The organism is Actinoplanes sp. NPDC049265, from assembly GCF_043197135.1.
Classification (GTDB): Bacteria; Actinomycetota; Actinomycetes; order Mycobacteriales; family Micromonosporaceae; genus Actinoplanes.
The window spans coordinates 22285-41513 of sequence record NZ_JBICSP010000012.1 but is presented as its reverse complement, the minus strand read 5'-3'; the positions used below and the strand labels follow the sequence as shown (position 1 = coordinate 41513).

General features: G+C 71.2%; 14 protein-coding genes. 6 read left to right on the top strand and 8 right to left on the bottom strand.

Annotated elements, in window-relative coordinates:
* Positions 1–28 precede the first annotated feature (28 nt).
* The 3 genes from ACGFIO_RS26580 to ACGFIO_RS26570 form a co-directional block, all read right to left on the bottom strand.
* Positions 29–1333 (bottom strand): maltokinase, encoded by a 1305-nt coding sequence (locus ACGFIO_RS26580; RefSeq protein WP_392829613.1) that lies wholly within the window; start codon positions 1331–1333, stop codon positions 29–31.
* Complete coding sequence (gene treS / locus ACGFIO_RS26575; RefSeq protein WP_392829612.1) at positions 1330–3105, bottom strand: maltose alpha-D-glucosyltransferase; 1776 nt, start codon at positions 3103–3105, stop codon at positions 1330–1332. The genes ACGFIO_RS26580 and treS overlap by 4 nt, the downstream gene beginning before the upstream one ends.
* Positions 3106–3172: 67 nt before the next feature.
* Positions 3173–5140 carry a maltotransferase domain-containing protein gene (locus ACGFIO_RS26570; RefSeq protein WP_392829610.1) on the bottom strand — a complete coding sequence of 656 codons (1968 nt, stop codon included), beginning with the start codon at positions 5138–5140 and terminating at the stop codon, positions 3173–3175.
* 323 nt (positions 5141–5463) lie between these two features.
* Between ACGFIO_RS26570 and ACGFIO_RS26565 the strand changes: the two genes are divergently transcribed.
* The gene (locus ACGFIO_RS26565; RefSeq protein ID WP_392829608.1) at positions 5464–6012 is read left to right on the top strand and encodes a hypothetical protein; all 549 of its coding nucleotides are present in this window, start codon (positions 5464–5466) and stop codon (positions 6010–6012) included.
* Here ACGFIO_RS26565 and ACGFIO_RS26560 read toward each other — a convergent pair.
* The 3 genes from ACGFIO_RS26560 to ppgK form a co-directional block, all read right to left on the bottom strand.
* Complete coding sequence (locus tag ACGFIO_RS26560; RefSeq protein ID WP_392829606.1) at positions 6009–7544, bottom strand: amidohydrolase family protein; 1536 nt, start codon at positions 7542–7544, stop codon at positions 6009–6011. The genes ACGFIO_RS26565 and ACGFIO_RS26560 overlap by 4 nt on opposite strands.
* Positions 7545–7641: 97 nt before the next feature.
* Positions 7642–8109: a PPOX class F420-dependent oxidoreductase gene (locus ACGFIO_RS26555; protein ID WP_392829604.1), complete on the bottom strand. Its 468-nt coding sequence runs from the start codon at positions 8107–8109 to the stop codon at positions 7642–7644.
* Between the two features lie 7 nt (positions 8110–8116).
* Entirely contained in the window at positions 8117–8878 is a 762-nt protein-coding gene (gene ppgK / locus ACGFIO_RS26550) for a polyphosphate--glucose phosphotransferase (protein WP_392829602.1), read from the bottom strand.
* 155 nt (positions 8879–9033) lie between these two features.
* On the opposite strand from ppgK, the gene ACGFIO_RS26545 reads away from it, so the two are divergent.
* From ACGFIO_RS26545 to ACGFIO_RS26535, 3 genes are all read left to right on the top strand, one after another.
* The gene (locus ACGFIO_RS26545; protein WP_392829601.1) at positions 9034–10641 is read left to right on the top strand and encodes a S8 family serine peptidase; all 1608 of its coding nucleotides are present in this window, start codon (positions 9034–9036) and stop codon (positions 10639–10641) included.
* Complete coding sequence (locus ACGFIO_RS26540) at positions 10557–13130, top strand: putative bifunctional diguanylate cyclase/phosphodiesterase (RefSeq protein ID WP_392829599.1); 2574 nt, start codon at positions 10557–10559, stop codon at positions 13128–13130. The genes ACGFIO_RS26545 and ACGFIO_RS26540 overlap by 85 nt, the downstream gene beginning before the upstream one ends.
* 62 nt (positions 13131–13192) lie before the next feature.
* Positions 13193–13948 (top strand): RNA polymerase sigma factor SigF, encoded by a 756-nt coding sequence (locus ACGFIO_RS26535; RefSeq protein ID WP_392829597.1) that lies wholly within the window; start codon positions 13193–13195, stop codon positions 13946–13948.
* Between the two features lie 79 nt (positions 13949–14027).
* Here ACGFIO_RS26535 and ACGFIO_RS26530 read toward each other — a convergent pair whose 3' ends face one another.
* Positions 14028–14561 (bottom strand): general stress protein, encoded by a 534-nt coding sequence (locus tag ACGFIO_RS26530; protein ID WP_392829595.1) that lies wholly within the window; start codon positions 14559–14561, stop codon positions 14028–14030.
* Positions 14548–15546, bottom strand: a complete 999-nt coding sequence (locus tag ACGFIO_RS26525; RefSeq protein ID WP_392829593.1) for a phosphatase PAP2 family protein — start codon at positions 15544–15546, stop codon at positions 14548–14550. The genes ACGFIO_RS26530 and ACGFIO_RS26525 overlap by 14 nt, the downstream gene beginning before the upstream one ends.
* Before the next feature lie 201 nt (positions 15547–15747).
* On the opposite strand from ACGFIO_RS26525, the gene gsmA reads away from it, so the two are divergent.
* Both gsmA and ACGFIO_RS26515 read left to right on the top strand, forming a co-directional pair.
* Entirely contained in the window at positions 15748–16890 is a 1143-nt protein-coding gene (gene gsmA / locus ACGFIO_RS26520) for a sporangiospore maturation cell wall hydrolase GsmA (protein ID WP_392829591.1), read from the top strand.
* A 69-nt stretch (positions 16891–16959) separates the two neighbouring features.
* On the top strand, positions 16960–19164 hold the full coding sequence (locus ACGFIO_RS26515) for an ATP-binding protein (RefSeq protein ID WP_392829589.1): 2205 nt from the start codon (positions 16960–16962) through the stop codon (positions 19162–19164).
* The last annotated feature ends 65 nt before the right edge of the window (positions 19165–19229 follow it).

Here is a 19229-nt window from a genome sequence, read left to right as displayed (position 1 = left end):
CGGTCATGACTCTCCTCAGAATGGTGGCTCAGCCGGCCAGCCGGGCGATGGAGCGCAACGGGATGCGCAGCCAGCCGGGGCGGTGCCGGGCTTCGTACGCGGCCTCGTAGGCGGCCTTGTCGAGTTCGTAGGCGGCCAGCAATGTGCCCTGCTCGCGCGGGTCCGAACCGCTGGCCGCGGCGTACCCGTCGCAGAAGGCATTGCGGTTGCGGTCGACCCATTCGCGGGCCCGGGCGGTCAGGCCGTCGTCGTCGCCGTCGGTGTCGACGAGCAGCTGGTAGGCGGCGTACTCGAACGAGCGCAGCACCCCGGCGACGTCCCGCAGCGGCGAGTCGGGGGCGCGGCGGTCCTCGAGCGGCTGACCCGGCTCACCCTCGAAGTCGATCAGGAGCCAGGCCGGAGGCGTACGCAACACCTGCCCGAGATGCAGATCGCCGTGCACGCGCTGCACGGTGACCGGCTCCCCGCTCAGCTTGCGGAATCGTTCCTCGATGGCCGGGACCGTGGGCCGCAGCTCGGGCACCGCGGCGACGTTGGCGCTGAGCCGGCTCAGCAGCGTGTCGACCGGGAACGGCACCTCGCTGGTGCCCAGTTCGGCGGCCAGGGTGGCGTGCACCGACGCGACCGCCTCGCCCAGCCGGTACGACTCGCCCTGGAAGTCGCCACCGACCTGGTCGGCGCGCAGCTCGGCGTCCTCGGCGAACAGGTCGCGGGCACTGGCCGTGGCCATCGCCCAGCCCTCGGCCGAGTTCGACGCGTAGGCGGTGACCATGCCCAGCGGCGCGTCACCGGCGTCGAACGAGCCGAGCAGCTTGGCCACGTGCGGGTTGCCGGCCCGGGCGAGGACCCGGTTGAGCTCGACGTCGGGGTTGATGCCGTGCTGCACCCGCCGGAAGATCTTGAGGATGGCCTGTTCCTCGAAGATCACGCTGGTGTTGCTCTGCTCCGCGTCGAACACCCGCGGCCAGGCGCCCACCGGCAGTGTGGCACCGGGTTCGGGCTGGAACACGACGTCGCCGGCGGTCGCGCCGGAGGCGATCAGCGACAGCAGATATTGCGCCGCCGACGGGTCGTAGAGCGCGTCGTAGCCGGTGCGGTCGTCGTCGGTGCCGATGGTCGCGACCGCGTTGTACTCCACGATTGGCCCGGAGTTCCACGACACCAGGATCTGGTAGCGGTCCGTGCTGCCGTCGGTGTATTTCGCATCCACCAGCACGAGGTCGAGGTCGTCGCGCAGCGCCGTGGTGACCGCCGGTTCGGCCGACTCCAGGGTGCGGGTACGGCCGGCGTACCAGCGCTGCTGCGGCAACCACTCGGCGTAGGGCAGCGTCATTGCTTATCCTCCGACCCGCAGAGCTGGAACCAGTAGAAACCGTGCCCGGGGAGCGTCAGGAGATAAGGCAGGTGCCCGATGCGTGGGAAGTTGACGTGCCCGGTCAGCTCCACCGGCGTGAATCCGGCCCAGTGCTGCAGATTCAATTCGATCGGTTGCGGGAACCGGGACAGGTTGTTGATGCAGAGCACCACATCGTCCCCGTCCTCGCGCAGGAACGCTAGTACCGAGGGGTTCGACCCGCCGAGTTCCCGGAAGGTGCCGGTGGCGAAGGCGTCGTGCCGGCGCCGGACCGCGAGCATGGTGCGGGTCCAGTTCAGCAGCGACGTCGAGCTGTCCCGCTGGGCCTCCACGTTGACCGCCTGGTAGCCGTACACCGGGTCCTGGTTGGCCGGCAGGAACAGCCGGCCCGGGTTGGCGGTGGAGAATCCGGCGTTGCGGTCCGGGGTCCACTGCATCGGGGTCCGCACACCGTCGCGGTCACCGAGCCAGATGTTGTCGCCCATCCCGATCTCGTCGCCGTAGTAGAGGACCGGCGACCCGGGCAGGGACAGCAGCAGCGCGGTGAACAGCTCGATCTGGTTGCGGTCGTTCTCCAGCAGCGGCGCCAGGCGACGGCGGATGCCGACGTTGGCCTTCATCCGCGGATCCTTGGCGTACTCCGAGTACATGTAGTCGCGTTCCTCGTCGGTCACCATCTCGAGGGTCAGCTCGTCGTGGTTGCGGAGGAAGATGCCCCACTGGCAGTTGTCCGGGATGGCCGGCGTCTGGGCCAGGATCTCGGAGATCGGGAAGCGGGACTCGCGCCGGACCGCCATGAAGATGCGCGGCATCAGCGGGAAGTGGAACGCCATGTGGCATTCGTCGCCGCCGGTCTTGGAGTCGCCGAAGTATTCCACCACGTCGGCCGGCCACTGGTTGGCCTCGGCCAGCAGCACCCGGCCGGGGAACTCGTCGTCGATCACCTTGCGGCAGTGCTTGAGGAACGCGTGCGTCTCGGGCAGGTTTTCCCCGTTGGTGCCCTCCCGCTCGAACAGGTAGGGCACCGCGTCCAGCCGGAACCCGTCGATACCGAGGTCGAGCCAGAACCGCAGAACATCCAACATGGCATTTTGTACGGCGGGATTGTCGTAGTTCAGGTCGGGCTGGTGCGAGAAGAACCGGTGCCAGAAGAACTGCCGCCGCACCGGGTCGAAGGTCCAGTTGGACTCCTCGGTGTCGACGAAGATGACCCGGGCGTCCTGGTATTTGTCCGAGGTGTCGGACCAGACGTAGAAGTCGCCGTACGGTCCGTCCGGGTCGCGCCGCGACTCCTGGAACCACGCGTGCTGGTCCGAGGTGTGGTTCATGACCAGGTCGGTGATCACCCGGATGCCGCGCTTGTGGGCCGCGTCGAGCAGCGCCACGAAGTCCTCGACGGTGCCGAACTCGGGCAGCACCCGATAGAAGTCGGAGATGTCGTAGCCGCCGTCGCGCAGCGGCGACTGGTAGAACGGCGGCAGCCAGAGGCAGTCGACGCCGAGCCACTGCAGGTAGTCGAGTCGCTCGATCAGCCCGCGCAGGTCACCCGAGCCGTCCGAGCTGGAGTCGTAGAAGGCCCGGACCAGCACCTCGTAGAACACGGCGCGCTGGAACCAGGTCCGGTCGGCGGGTAGCGAGCGGGCGTGCTCGAAGTCGTCGGCGTTCGGGTGCTCGACCACGCCGTCCTCGACGTGGCTGCCCTCGCTCGGATCGTGGTCCGCGACCGGTTCCAGGTCTTCCGTCAGGTCCATTGTTGCTCCACCTACCCCAACCGCTGAATCTCAACCAGGAACCGGCCGCGCCGTTGCACGACCTCTGCTACTCGCGTCGTTCGACGACGAAGACGTGGGCCGGCTCGACGTACGGGTCGATCCGTACCGCGTTGTGCTGGCCCCACTCGTAGCTCGCGCCGCTGATCTGGTCGGTCACCTGGAACCGGTCGTGCCAGTCGAGCCCCAGTTCGGGCATGTCCAGCACGGTGTTGCCCCACTGCACGTTCGTCGAGTCGAACGAACAGATCACCAGCACGGTGTTGCCCGACTCCTCGTCCCTCTTGGAGAAGCAGAGCAGAGAGTCGTTGTCGATCTCGTGGAAACGGAGGTTTCGCAGCCGGCGCAGGGCCGGGTTGTCCCGCCGGATCTGGTTGAGCCGTGTGATGAACGGCGCCAGCGACCGCCCGGCCCGCTCCGCTGCGGCGTAGTCGCGTGGCTTGAGCTCGAACTTCTCGTTGTCGATGTACTCCTCCGCGCCGGGACGCGGCACGTGCTCGAAAAGTTCCAACCCTGAGTACATGCCCCATGACGGAGAGAGCATGCTGGCCAGGACGGTCCGAATTTTGAACATCGGCGGGCCACCGCTCTGCAAGTGCGGCGGCAGGATGTCCGGGGTGTTGGGCCAGAAGTTCGGGCGCATCCAGTCGATCGAGGCGACCAGCTCCTGCATGTACTGCTTCATCTCCCAGGCCGTGGTGCGCCAGGTGAAATATGTGTACGACTGCGTGAAGCCGATCTTGCCGAGCCCGTTCATCATGGCCGGCCGGGTGAACGCCTCGGCCAGGAACAGCACGTCCGGTTCCTCGTCCTTGACCTTGGCGATCAGCCACTGCCAGAAGTTGAGCGCCTTGGTGTGCGGGTTGTCGACCCGGAAGATGCGTACGCCCTGCGCGACCCAGTGCATGACCACGCGGTACACCTCGTCGCGCAGTCCGCGGTAGTCGTTGTCCCAGTTCAGCGGGTAGATGTCCTGGTATTTCTTGGGTGGGTTCTCGGCGTACGCGATGGTGCCGTCGGCCCGCGTGGTGAACCATTCCGGGTTGGTCTTGAGCCACGGGTGGTCGGGCGCCGCCTGCAGCGCCAGGTCGAGCGCGACCTCCAGACCGTGGTCCTTGGCCGCGGTCACGAAGTCGCGGAAGTCGTCCAGCGTGCCGAGTTCCGGGTGGATCGCGTCGTGGCCGCCTTCGTCCGAGCCGATCGCCCACGGCGAGCCGACGTCTTCCGGCCGGGCGACCAGGGTGTTGTTGCGGCCCTTACGGTTGATCTTGCCGATCGGGTGGATCGGCGGCAGGTAGACGACGTCGAAGCCCATCCCGGCGATGGCGGGCAGCCGGCCCTGCGCGGTCTTGAACGTGCCGTGCTTGATCGGCGTGGCGTCGGGGCCCACCTCGGCGCCCTCGGACCGCGGGAAGAATTCGTACCAGGCCGAGAAGAGCGCGCGCTCACGGTCGACCCAGACCGCGTACGACCGGGTGGTGGTGACCAGCTGGCGCACCGGGTGCTCCCAGAGCAGCGCCTCCAGGTCGAGCGCGGGGGAGACCCGGGAGAACAGCGAGCGCTCCTCGTCGCGCAGCACGGCGGCCGCCTCGCGGACCTCGTCCTGGTGCTTCTCCGGCACGATCTTGACCGCCAGGTCGAGCACGTCGGCGCCCTCGGCCAGATCGTTGGCCAGGTCCTCGACGCCCTGCCCGGCGCCGATCTTCTTCACCACGGCGTTGCGCCAGGTGAGGTACGGGTCGTCCCAGGCCTCGATGGTGAACGTCCAGCGGCCGGCCGCGTCCGGCTTGATCACGCCGTGCCACTCGTCGAGGCCGGGCGCGCCCGGCCGCATCCGGGTGAACGGCTCGCTGTGCCGGTCGGGCCCTTGCCATACCACGTTCACGCCGAGCGCGTGGTGTCCTTCGCGATAGGACACCGCCGAGACCGGAACGAGCTCGCCGACCACCGCCTTGGCGGGGTAGCGACCGCAGGACACCGACGGGGTTACGTCCTCGATGGGAAAGCGTCCGGTCATGATCTCCACCGTAATCAGAATGGCCAGGACGGATACGCGCCTTAACCTGAACTTCTCCGTGATGGAGCAGTCCGAAACAGGCGGGCGGCGGTAGTTCTCAACCTACCGGAGTGCGTTCCGGCCGGCGCATCGAGGATGGGCCTCGCGCCGACCGCGAAACCGCCCCATTCCGGACCCCTGATCAGAACTCCCGGCCCGGCCCGTTGCGCGCCGGTTGCCGTGCGGTGCCATCGCGGTGACCCTCCTCAACCCCGGCCCCGCCCCGCCGAGTGGTGAGCCATGACGCGGGCCGGCCCGGTGCGCGCCGACGAGGGGATGCACCCGTGCCCGGAGCCTCCAGCGACCTGTCGCCGGTCATCGCGGCGAGCGCACACTGGCTCGCCCGTGCGTACCCTCCGCCCGCACCGGACGGGCCCACCCACGCCCGCGCCGAGCAGCAGGCCCGCCAGGCGGTGACCGTGGCGGCGTGGCTGCGCTACCCGACCGTGATCGACGCCGCGCTGGTCGCCATCGCCGGGCCGGGCGGCTCGGCCGTGCTGGACTGGCGGGCCGGTTCCGAGCCGGAGGACGAGTTCGCCGCCGAGGAGGGCTGGCGCACCTGGGTCGACGAGGTGGTGGTGAGCTGGGCCGCCTGTCTGCTGGCCGACCCGGTCCTGGCCCGCCGCGCGGTCGACGCGGTGGTCGCCGCCATGCCGATCCCGGAGGGTAAGCCGCGCCCGCACGCCCGCCGCGGCGGGGAATTCCGCCGGCTGCTCGTCCCGGACGAGAAGGACCGGGTGGCCACCGTGCTGATGCGCCACCCGGACCTGGTCGAGCCGGTCGCCGACATGCACCGCGACGACCTCTACTACCTGCTGGGCGTGTTGGTCTAGGCGGCCTGGAGCCCGGGAGTGCACGCGCAACCCACCAGTCGCGCGGGCAGTGCCCCGCTCGCGGCGGTCACGACATCGCTGAGCATCTGCTCCCGGCGTTCGGCGCTGATCAGCTCACCCCGCACGACCACGGCGTGCACGCGCCTGGTGTTGCGGATGTCGGCCAGTGGGTCGGCGTCCAGGACGGTCAGGTCGGCGATGGCGTCGCGGCGTACCGTGCCGGCCCCGCGCAGCCCCAGGAACCGGGCCGGCACGATGGTCGCCGCTTGCAGGGCCCGCAGCGGGCTCAAGCCGGCGGCGACCAGGTTCTCCAGTTCGTCGTGCAGGCTGAAACCGGGATACACGTAGGGGGTTCCGGTGTCGGTGCCGGCCAGGATCGGCACGCCGGCCCGATGCGCGGCGCCGACCCAGCGCACCCGGGCCGGGAAGAGCTCCCGATGCTCGGCCACGTCCTTCGCCGTACGCCCGGCCAGGTACACCTGCTCGAGCTGGGCCTGCCAGATGTCCCGGGTGGCGGCCGGCAGGAAGCGCAGCCGGTCGTCGTGCACGGCGATCAGGTCGGGCCGGTCGAACACGAGGCTCTGGGTCAGCGTGGGCACCTGGTGCGAGTCGTCGGCGACGAGCCGGCGGAACACCTTCCGGGCCCGGGCCGGGTCGAATGTCCGTGCGGCCAGCACCTCCAGCGGATGCGTCTGGTTGGACCAGCTGTTGAACTCGCCGGCGCCGACCTCGATCTTCGCGAGGCGGCCACGGATCTCGCTCTCGGCGCCCGAGGTGTCGAACCAGTTGGTGTAGACGTGCTCGAAGCTGCGCTGGCCGGCGGCGCTCGCCGCGGTCAGCGGGATGGCGTCCGGGGTGTGGCCGGCGAAGGTGACGCCGAGCCGGCGCGACTCGTCGGCGATCGCGTAGTAGGCGTCCGGCGTGAGCCGTACGTACACCTTGATGAAATCGGCCCCACCGGCCACCGCCGCCCGGACCGCCGCCCTGGCCTGCTGCGCGTCGGCGACCGTGACGAGCGGTGCACCGGTGCCCGCGAGCAGCGCCGGGATGCCGTCGATGATGCTGCTCGCGACGGTGTAGCGAGGGCCGAACAGAGTTCCGGCGGCGATCCGGTCCCGCCACTGGTACAGAACCGCCTGGCCGTTCATGTCGCGTACCGTGGTGATCCCGTTGGCCAGGAACAACGGCAGATCGATCTGTTCCTGCCCGCTGCTGTGGATGTGGGAGTCGATGAAGCCGGGCACGACGAACTTGCCGCGCCCGTCGACGACCTCGGCGCTCGCCGGCACGCGCACCTCGCGCGCGGCGCCGATGGCGGCGATCAGCCCGCCGCGGACGAGCACCGTCACGTCGTGCACCCGCCCGCCGCCGGCCGGGTCGATCACCGTGGTCCCGGTGATCGCGACCGCCGGGTCCGAGCCCGGTCGTGCGCGGTGACCGGCGGCATTCGCCGGCGCCGCTCCCATGACCCCGGCCGCGAGACCGGCGCCGGCGCCGAGGATCCGGCGCCGGGAAATCCCTGTAGACGTCATCGTGACTCCCTCGTTGTGGGACGAATGCCACGAACGTAAGGGCTGACGTTGACGTCAGAGGCAAGTCGTGCGGCCGCCCGCCGCTGTGACGTGGCCCTCAGCTGTCGGCCAGGCGGGCGGGGAAGCCGCCGGTGGCGATCGGGCCCCAGCCGTCGATCGTGATCCGGATGAGCGACTTGCCCTGGTCGCGCATGGCCTGCCGGTACTCGTCCCAGTCGGGGTGCTCGCCCGAGATGACCCGGAAGTACTCGACCAGCGGCTCGACCGAATCGGGCAGGTCGATCACCTCGGCCGTCCCGTCGACCTGCACCCACGCGCCGCCGAACTCGTCGGACAGCACGCAGACCGAGACCAGCGGGTTGCGCCGGATGTTCATCGCCTTGGCCCGCTCGGGGTAGGTCGAGATCACGATCCGGCCCTCGGTGTCCAGCCCGCAGGTGGTGGGCGACGACTGCGGCCGGCCGTCGCGGCGGGTGGTCATCAGGATCGCGTGGTGCCGGGGCCGGACGAAGTCTTCCAGCTCGGCCCGCGAGACCTTGGTGTTGGTGGCGACAGTGCGTGGCATCGGTGGCTCAGCTCCTGCTCGGGATCGGGGTGGCGGCGGCCAGCTGGGCGGTCACGGCGGCGCCGATGATGCCGGCGTTGTTCAGCAGGGTCGCGGGCACCAGCGGCGTCCTGATGTCGATCAGCGGGAAGAACTTGTCCGACTTCTTGGAGACCCCGCCGCCGATGATGAACAGCCGCGGCGACAGCAGCATCTCCACGTGCCGCAGGTAGGCCTGGACCCGCTCGGCCCAGTCCTCCCAGCTCAGGTCCTCGGCCTCGCGGGCCCGGTCGGCCGCGCGGACCTCGGCGTCGTGGCCGCCCAGCTCCAGGTGGCCGAACTCGGTGTTCGGGATCAGGGTGCCGTCCAGGAACAGCGCGCTGCCGATGCCGGTGCCGAAGGTCAGCATCATGATCAGGCCACGCTGGTCCCGGCCGGCGCCGTAGGCCACCTCGGCCACACCGGCCGCGTCGGCGTCGTTCAGGACCGTGGTGGGTACGCCCAGCCGGTCGGCGAACAGCTGCGCCGCGGGCGCGTCGAGCCAGGACTTGTCCACGTTCGCCGCCGTCTTGGTGACACCGTCGACGACCACGCCGGGAAAGGTGACGCCGACCCGCTCGTAGGAGTCGAACTTGGCCGCGACCTCCGCGACCGCGTCGATCACGGCCGACACGTCGGACGGTTGCGGCGTGGGCACCCGGTGCCGTTCCTCGAGCAGTTCGCCCGCGACCGTGTCGACCGGCGCGCCTTTCACGCCCGAGCCGCCGATGTCGATGCCGAGGATGGCCATGTCAGTCCTGTCTGCCGTACGGATGTTCCGTTGGTGTGTACCACGACGGCGCGCCCGGCAATCACCTGGTCTTGACGGCGCGGCCTTTTGCTTCAGGTCCGGCCGGTTCCGGTCGATCAGGGACCCCGCACAGTCTCGACGGAGTGAGGAGATCCATGCGGGCCCGTCTGCAGACAGCGGCCGCCGCGCTGGCGCTCGGCACCGCCACCCCGGCCCTGGCCGGAGCCGTCACCGGGCCGGTCGTGCTGGCGGATCCCGCCGCCACGACCGGCGCGGCGGCGTCTCCGGTCCGGCTGATGTCCGGTGAGGGCTGGCTCAACCAGGTCGGCAGCACGCCGCTGGCCCCGGTGATCCGCGGGGCCGGCGGCGACAAGGCCGACCGGGCCGACCCGGACGCCGGTTCCAAGCCCAGCGGCGTACGGCTGACCGGCGCCGGCATCGGTGTGGCGCTGATCGACTCGGGTGTCTCCCCGGTGCCCGGCCTGAACAGCGCCGGCAAGGTGATCAACGGACCCGACCTGTCCTTCGAGTCCCAGGCGCCCAACCTGCGGCACCTGGACACCTACGGCCACGGCACGCACATGGCGGGCATCATCGCCGGCAGTGACCCGGCCACCGTGACCGGCACGGCCCGGTTCGACGGCGTGGCCCCGGGCGCGCACATCGTCGCCCTCAAGGTCGCCTCGTCCGACGGCGCCAGCGACGTGTCCCAGGTGATCGCCGGCATCGACTGGGTGGTCGAGCACCGCACCGACCCGGGCCTGAACATCCGCGTGCTCAACCTGTCCTTCGGCACCGAGTCGACCCAGCCCGCCACCCTCGACCCGCTCGCCTTCGCGGTCGAGCAGGCGTGGCAGAAGGGCATCGTGGTGGTGGTGTCGGCCGGCAACGACGGCTTCACCGCGAACAACCTGACCATGCCGGCGGCCGACCCGGACGTGATCGCGGTCGGCGCGGCCGACGCGAAGGGCACCGAGACCCGGGCCGACGACGTGGTCGCCGACTTCAGCAACCGGGGCAACGCCGTCCGCCACGCCGACGTGCTCGCCTCCGGCCGGTCGGTGGTCTCTTTGCGCGTACCCGGCTCGTATGTCGACCGCACCTATCCCACCGCCCGGCTGAGCACGACCGCCGACCCGGCCCAGCGCTTTCTGCGCGGCAGTGGCACCTCGCAGGCCGCCGCGGTCGTCTCCGGCGCCGTCGCGCTACTCCTGCAGCAGCGCCCGAGCCTCACCCCGGACCAGGTCAAACGGCTGCTGATGAGTACGGCCAAGCCGATCACCGGTGCCGACGCGTACGCCGCCGGCAGCGGCCAGATCGACATCCTGACCGCTGCGACGACCCCCCGGCCGAGCAGCGCGCCGCAGGTCAACGTGGCCGCGACCGGGCTCGGCACACTGGAGAAGTCGCGCGGTGGCGTGCACGTCTACGACCCGTCGAACAACGTGATGCTCAGCGGCGAGAAGGACATCTTCGGCAAGACCTGGAGCGCGGGCACCTGGGCCGCCGCCTCCAGGACCCAGAACAGCTGGAAGGACGGCTCGTTCAACGGCACCCTGTGGGCCGGCAAGGCGTTCGGCGCCGACGTGTCCGGCCAGCGCACCTGGTCGTCGGTGGCGTGGACGGGCCGCTCGTGGGCCGGCGCGAACTGGGCCGGCCGCTCGTGGGCGGACGCGCAGTGGACCGGTCGCAGCTGGGCCGGACGGTCGTGGGCGGGCCGCAGCTGGGCCTCGGCCGACTGGTCGGGAGCGCCATGGGCCTGAGCCGCCCCGCCGCCCGGGTCGGTGTGCTGACGGCCGGGATGGCCGTCGTCGCCGCCGGGCTGACGGCCGTCCTCGCCCGGCCCGGCGTCGCGGCGCCGAGCCGGCCGGGCGGCGGCTGGTGGCTGCTCGCGCTGGGCGCGCTGTTCGCGCTGACCGAGGGCTTCACGGTGTACGTACGCGTCCGGCGTGGCGCGCACGCGATCAACCTGAGCGAGTTCCCGATGGTCCTCGGCCTGCTCGCCTTCGACCCGGTCACGGTGATCCTGGCCCGGGCGCTGGCCGGCGGCCTGGGGCTGCGGGTGCTGCGCCGGCAGCGCGGCGCCAAGCTGGCCTTCAACGTGGCCTTGCTGGCGGTGCAGGCGAGCGTGGCGGTGCTGGTGTTCCGGGCGCTGGCCCCGCACGCCACCGCCGACGGTCTCGACCCGCGCGGCTGGCTGGGCGCGTACGCGGCGATGGTGCTGGCCGACGTGGTGGCCGCGGTCCTGCTCACCGCCGTGATCGCCATGCACGACGACCCGGGGGAGTGGCGCCGGCTGCCGGCCACCCTGCGCAGTGTCTGGATGGTGGTCGTGACCACCACGATCGCGCTGGTCAGCTACGCCGCGGCGAGTCAGGATCGGTGGTCGCTGGCGCTGGTCGCGGTGGTCGCGGTGGTGCTCTTCCTGGCCTATCGCGCGTACGACCGGCTGGGCCAGGGCAACGCCGAGGTGCGGCAGCTGTACGCCTTCACCAGCGCCCTGGACGGTGTCCGGAGCGTCGACGACCTGCTCACCATGGTCCTCGGCCGGCTGCGTGACGTGCTGCGGGCGGAGAACGCCGAGCTTGTCATCCCGGGCGGCGACGGCGTGCTGCGCCATCACGCCCTGCGCGGGCCGGCCACCGCCACGGTCACCGAGCTGGGGTGGCCGGCCGACGACGCCTGGCTCGGCCCGGCGCTGACCGCGGCCGAGCCGGTGCTGACCGAGCATGGGATGGCGGTGCCGATCGCGTCCTTCGGCGAGCGGGGCGTGCTCGTGGTGACCGGCGGCATGCCGGACAGCGAGCCGTTCGGACCGGACCGGCTGACCCTGTTCCAGGCCCTGGCCAACCACGCCTCGGCCGCGCTGGGCCGGGCCCACCTGGTCGACCGGCTGCGTTCCGAGGTCGAGGAGAAGCGGCACCTGTCGCTGCACGACCCGCTCTCCGGCCTGCCCAACCGGCGCTACTTCCAGCAGCTGCTGGACGAGGCGCTGACCGCCGCGCGCGGGTCCGGTGGCGGGGTGGCCGTGATACTGCTCGACCTCGACCGGTTCTCCGAGATCAACGACGCGCTCGGCCACGACACCGGCGACGGGCTGCTGCGCGAGGTCGGCGACCGGCTGCGCGCGCACGTGGCCGGCCGCGGCGTGGTGGCCCGGTTCGGCGGCGACGAGTTCGCCGTGCTGCTGCCGACGCCGGGCGACGCCGAGGCGGTGGTGGCGGCCGCCGCCGAGCTGGGCACGGTGGTCGAGCGGGGCGTCCGGATGGACCCGGTGACGGTCAGCGCCCGGGCCAGCATCGGGGTGGCGCTGGCCCCGCAGCACGGCGACGACGCGCAGACCCTGATCCGGCGGGCCGACGTGGCCATGTACGCGGCCAAGGGCAACCACAGCGGCCTGCGCGTCTACGACCCGAGCGCGGACCGGCACAGCGCCGAGCGGCTGGCCCTGATCACCGACCTGCGCGCCGCGATCGAGCGCCGCGACCTGGTGGTGGCCTTCCAGCCCAAGGTCGAGCCGCGCACCGGCCGGGTGATCGGGGCCGAGGCGCTGGCCCGCTGGCACCATCCCGAGCTGGGCGCGATCCCGCCCGACGTGTTCGTGCCGCTGGCCGAGCACAGCGGTCTGATCCGCCCGCTCACCCTGCACGTGCTCGAGCTGGCGCTGCGCCGCCGGGCCGGGTGGGCCCGCAGCGGGTACGACCTCGACGTGGCGGTGAACCTCTCGCCCAACAGCCTGCTCGACGCCGAGCTGCCGGAGACGGTGGCGTTGCTGCTGGCGCAGACCGGGAACCCGCCGCACCGGCTGACGCTGGAGATCACCGAGGGCACGATCCTGGCCGACCCGGCGGGCAGCACGGCCACCATCGAGCGGCTGCACGCGCTGGGCGTGAAGCTTTCCATCGACGACTTCGGCACCGGCTACTCGTCGCTGGGCCGGCTGCGCCAGCTGCCCATCCACGAGGTCAAGATCGACAAGTCGTTCGTGCAGCGCAGCGCCACCGATCACCGGGACCGCGCGGTGGTGCGTTCGGCCGTGCAGCTCGGCCACGCGCTCGACCTGCAGGTGGTGGCCGAGGGGGTGGAGGACCAGGAGACGTACGCGTATCTCGCTACCGAGGGCTGCGATGTGGTCCAGGGCTACCTGTTGTCCCGGCCGTTGCCCCCGGATCAATTCCTCGATTGGGTGATTAACTACGGAACGTCACTCATACTTTCGGCTGGTCAGGAGTCCAACGACCGGCTAGCGTAAGTGGTTAGAACGGTCGCCGCGTGCGGGCACGGCTCTCTGCCTGCTACTGGAGGACCACCCCCATGATCACCGTACGTGAAGAACCAGCACGCATTCTCAACGCGATGGCCGCCGCTCCGGCCGGCCATCACCGCGCCGCGCTGCGCGATCGGGCCATCGAGGCGTGGCTGCCTCTGGCCCGCCACCTGGCCCACCGCTACTCCGGCCGCGGCGAACCCACCGACGACCTCGTCCAGACCGCGAACGTCGGCCTGATCAAAGCCATCGACAAGTTCGACCCCGAACGCGGCGTCGACTTCGCCGGCTACGCCATCCCCACCATCATCGGCGAGATCAAACGCCACTTCCGCGACCGCACCTGGTCCGTCCGCGTCCCCCGCCGCCTGCAAGAACTCCGCCTGCAGATCACCGAGGCCAACGCCACCCTCACCCACAACCTCGGCCGCAGCCCCACCGTCGCCGACATCGCCACCCACCTCGGCGTCACCGAAGAAGACGTCCTGGAAGGCCTCGAAGGCGCCCGCGCCTACAACGCCACCAGCCTGTCCACCCCGATCAGCGCCGACGGCTCCACCGAGTTGGGCGACACCCTCGGCGGCGAGGACTACGAATACGAGTTGGCCGAGACCCGCGTCGCGCTGGGGCCGGCGCTGGCCACCCTGGACGAACGCGAGCAGAAGATCCTCACCCTGCGCTTCTACGGCAACCTGACCCAGTCGCAGATCGCCGACCAGGTCGGCATCTCCCAGATGCACGTCTCCCGCCTCCTGACCAAGGCCCTGGCCAAGCTCCGGGCCGAACTGGCCACCGGCTTCTGAGCCTTGTTAGTGGTCGGCAAATCGGGCATCCGCGATGCGGATGCCCGATTTGCCGACCACTGGTTCGGGTTTGACGCCGTCACTGGCTGGCGTTCCAGTTGAGGCGGGTGAGCTGCGCGCGGGCCTCGTCGGCGACCTCGGCCTCGACCGTCACCGCGTACTGCGAGGCGGTCAGCGAGCTGCGCGACGAGAAGTCCCGGCGCCCGCCGGTCATCGCGTGCGCCAGGGCGCCGAAGACCGCCCCCCAGATCCCACCGATGATCAGGCCGGTCAGGATCGCCGCGACCCAGTTGGCGCCGCTGAAGATGCCGAACAGCAGGCCGATGAACAGACCGAACCAGGCGCCACTGGCGAAGCCGGCCAGCGCCGCCCGGCCCACGGTCAGCCGGCCCAGCACGTTCTCCACGATGCGCAGGTCGGTGCCGACAATGGCGACCCGCTCGACCGGGAACTTGTTGTCGGACAGGTAGTCGACCGCACGCTGCGCGGACGGGTAGTCGGGGTAGGTGGCGACGGCCACTGTCGGTCCGGCCGCCGCTGCCGGGTCGGCCGCCGGGGTGACGGGAGTGCCGGCCGGGCCGGGCGGGATGGTGGTGCCGTCAGGTGTTGTCATTGTCTGCCTCCCTAGGCTTCGGCTCGACGGCCTCGGAACGGGCGGTCGAGACCGACGATTCGAGGGCCGGCTGGTCACCCGCGGCCAGGCGCACCCAGATCAGGAAGACCACGGCGACGCCGGCGGTGATCGCGGCCGCCCCGGTCAGGAACGCGAACCGGCCGGAGACCAGGTCGGGGGTCACCCGCTCGGAGAGCACGACCGCGCCCAGGCCGACGCCGGCGATCAGCGCCGAGAGCGCGCCGCCGACCACGAACAGCACGGTGGCCAGGGTGCTGGGCCGGTCGATCGGCCCCGGCTTGCGGCGGCGGAGCCGCAGACGCAGCCCGAACGTGACGAGACCACCCCAGGCCAGAACGAGCAGCAGGGCGGCGATGGTGTCGCTGGGGCGGTGCCACTCGGCCCAGACGGTGGCCACGGCGATGATCGACGCGTACGCCGCCCCGATCAGCGCCACCAGCCCGCGGATCGCCAGCGGCAGCACCAGCACCAGCGCGAACGCCACCGACGTGGCCGCCGTGGTGTGGCCGCTGGGGAACGAGTTGGGCATCGGGAAACCGTCCAGCGCGGGCCGCGGCAGCCGCGTCTTGAGCAACTGGCTGGTGGCGTTGGCCCCGGCCACCATCAGGCCGGCGGCGACGGCCAGGTCGGCGCGCCGCCGGATGATCCCGATCAGCACGATGGCCACGCAGACCAGCACCAGGCTGGCCAGCGAGGTCCCGTTCAGGGTCCGCTGCATGATCTCGACGGCCCGTTCGTGCCCGATGCCGGAGTTGCGCAGCGCGGTGGTGTCGATCTTCTGCCCGAGCACCGAGCGCACGAAGACGCGGTAGACCACCGCGACGCCGGCCGCGGCGAGCACGACCGCCAGCAGCGGCGTGACGAGGTGCAACGCGCCGCGCCGCTCGCCCTTCTTCGACGGTCGTTTCCTCGGCCGCGGGGCCGCGGGCTTGGCTGGGGTACGGCGGGTGGCCACTGCCGTCATGGTTCTGATTCCTCCCGGGGGGGGCTGGGGCGCGTGCCGCTATTGCCCCGGCGAGACCCCATTCGAAACAGCTTTCTCAAGGGTCTCACCCACTTCACAGCGGAAAGGTGGCAACCGAGGCGCACCCGATCATCTCCTGGCCCGGCAACGGCCACTGGCGACCTTCATGGGGACGAGACCCCAGGGAAGGGACCAGCACTCATGCCGCACACCGCCCGTCGACTGCTTACCAGCACGCTGCTGGTGGCCGCCGTAGGGGCAGGTCTGGCCACCGCGCCGGCCGCTGCCAACGCCGCGACCGTCTCCGCCACCGTGCGGGTCAACAGCAACCTCAAGGTCCGGGCCACGCCGTCGCTGAGCGGCTCGATCGTCGGCTCGGTCCGAGACAACCAGAAGATCGCCGTCCTCTGCGTCACCTCCGGCACCAGCGTGCAGGGCTCCATCCGCACCTCGAACCTGTGGGCCAGGCTCGGGACCGGCCGGTACATCTCGTTCGCGTACGTGGCCACGACCAAGGCCATCGGCCGGTGCGCCACCACCACGCCGCAGGCCGTGCCGGTGAAGAACAAGCCGGCCACCACGACCGCGTCGAAGTACATCACCGGCAAGATCAGGAGCAGCTCCGGTCCGGTGAACGTGCGTACCGCCCCGAACACCTCGGGCAACGTCGTGCTGAAGCTGAACAACGGCCGCCAGGCCCTGCTGGTCTGCGCGGTCACCGGGCAGAGCGTGGCCGGCACCGTGCGCACCACCACCCAGTGGGACCGGACCAGCACGGGGCTCTACCTGTCGCACGCGTACGTGATCAGCCCCGCCCTGCCCACCTGCGCCGGCTCGACCACGCCGCCTGCCACCTCGCCGTCGGTGACCCCGGAGCAGTTCATCAAGGCCGCGGTGCCCGGCGCCCAGCAGGGCTGGCGGGAGTACGGTGTGCCGCCGTCGGTGACCATCGCCCAGGCCATCCTCGAGTCCGGCTGGGGCCGCAGCACGCTCTCCAGCACGCACCGGAACTACTTCGGGATCAAGTGCCAGAACGGCCGGTACGGCACGATCGCCAACGGCTGCCAGACGTACAAGACCCAGGAGTGCACCAAGGCCGGCAAGTGCTACGACACCACCGGCGTGTTCCGCACCTACTCGTCGATGGCCAACTCGTTCCGCGACCACGGCAACTTCCTCAAGGTCAACAGCCGGTACAAGCCCGCCTTCGCGTACACGAAGAACGCCAACAAGTTCATCTGGACCGTGTGGAAGGCCGGCTACGCCACCGACCCGAACTACTACACCAAGATCACCGGCATCATGGCCTCGAACAAGCTGTACCAGTACGACACCTGGAAGTAGCCGAGCACTTCTCACCCCCGTCGGCCGAACCGCGCCGACGGGGGTGATTTGCGTCTTATGCTCGCTTGAGTGAAGCGACGCGACGATCCCGCCGCCGCGGTGGTCCGCCGCCGTGGTCGCTTCGTCGGTCCCCTGCTCGCGGCCAACGTCATGGTCATCGGCCTCACCGTCACCCTGCTCGTGGTCGGCAGCCTCCGCTCGGCCCAGCAGGCCAACGCCGACCGGGTGATGGACCAACGCACGGCGGTGGCGCGGGCGGCGGTCTCGGCCGAAACCGGGCGGTACCGCACCCTGCTGCAGGCGGTCGCGGCCGGCGCCGGCACCAACACCCGATTCGACGGTACGGACTTCCGCGCCGTCACCGCGCCCCTGGACACGGCCGACCTGCTCGGCGCCATCTCGGTCGCCTACGTCGTGGCCACACCGCCCGACGGGATCGCCGGCGCCCAGGCCACCTGGCGGGCCCGCGGCTCCACCGGCCTCAACCTGCGCCCGCACTCCGGCGCGCCCGAGCACTACTTCTCGATCTTCAGCCGGGCGCTGCACGGCGGCACCCCCAGCCCGTCCGGGCTCGACGTCGCCGCGTCCTCCGAGGCCACCGCCGCCCTGATCGAGGCGCGGCGCACCGGCCAGGCGACGGTCTCCGACACGTACATCCTGCTGCGCGACCGCGGCCTGCCCCCGCGCCAGCAACAGCTCTCGTTCGTCTTCGTCGCGCCGGTCTTCACGCCCGCAACCACGCCCGTGTTCCAGGGCTGGATGGTGCTGGGCCTGCGCGGCCAGGACTTCCTCGGCGGCGTGCTGAGCACGGCCAGCCAGAACCAGCTGGACGGCGAACTGCTGGCCACCAACGGCGACGGCCGGCGGGTACGGGTGGCCGCGTACACCGCGCACGACCGCCGCGACCTGGTCCGGGAGGCCACCTTCCCGGTCGCCGACCGGCAGTGGACCCTGGTCACCGGGGCCGACTCGGCCTACCTGCCCGGCGCCCGCAGCAACCTGCCGGCCATTGTGCTGCTCGGCGGCATCGCCCTCACCCTGATGCTCGGGGCGCTGGTGCACGTGCTGGCCAACGGACGGTCCAAGGCCCGCTGGCAGGTCCAGGTGGCCACCGCCGAGTTGCGTACCGCCGAGGCCGAGAGCCGCCGCCAGGCCGGCCTGCTCGGCGCCATCATGGCCGGGCTCGGCGACGGCGTCGGCGTGGTCGACGCCAACGGCGAGTTCCTGCTGCACAACCCGGCCGCGAAGGCGCTGCTCGGCGTGGACGACGACGTCGGCAACCCGGCGGAGTGGCAGGAGCACTACGGGCTGTTCCGGCCGGACGGGCGGACCCCGTTCCCGCTCGACGAGATGCCACTGGTCCGGGCGCTGCGGGGCGAGTCCTCGGACGGCGTCGAGATGATCGTACGCAACGCCGAACGCCCCGACGGCATCCTGATCAGCGTCGACGGCCGGCCGCTGGACGAGAGCGCCGGCCAGCCCGGTGCCGTCGCGGTCTTCCACGACATCACCGAGCTGCGCCGGTACGAGACGGATCTGTCGGTGTTCGCCGGTGTCGTCGCACACGACCTGAAGGCGCCGCTGGCCGTCGTCCGCGGGCACTGCGAGACGGCCGCCGACGAACTGGCCGAGGCGCCCGACTCGGCCGAGGTGGCGGGCGCGGTGCGGGCGCTGGAGCGGATCACCCTGGCCGCCGACCGGATGGCCGGGCAGATCGACACGCTGCTGGCGTACACCACCTCGAAGGACGCCCCGTTGCGGCGCGAGACCGTCGCGCTGGGCCCGCTGGTCGACGACGTGATCCTGGGCCGGTCGGGCCCGCGCCGCCCCGGCGACGGTCCCGGTCCCGACTTCTACGTGGGCCCGCTGCCCGACGTCTACGCCGACCCCGCCATGCTCCGGCACGTCCTCGACAACCTGATCGGCAACGCCCTCAAGTACGTTCCGAAGGGCAAGCCGGCCCGGGTCGACGTGACCGTCGCGCAGGCCGCCCCGGGCTGGTGCCGGGTGGAGATCGCCGACCGCGGCATCGGCATCCCCGACGACGACAAGCCCGACATCTTCGAGTCGTTCCACCGGGCCCGCACCGCCGCCGGCTACGCGGGCACCGGCCTGGGCCTGGCCATCTGCCGCCGCATCGTGGAACGCCACGGCGGCCAGATCGGCGTGGCCGACAACCCCGGCGGCGGCACCCGCTTCCACTTCACCATGCCCCTGGCCGCCGGGGCCCTGCGGATCGCATCGCCGGCCACCGCCGCCGTGGCCCGGACCTGAGGCGCGCCTCGCGCTCGGCCCCTTTGGGCCGTGCCTCACGCTCGGCCTTACTTCGGGCCGTGCCT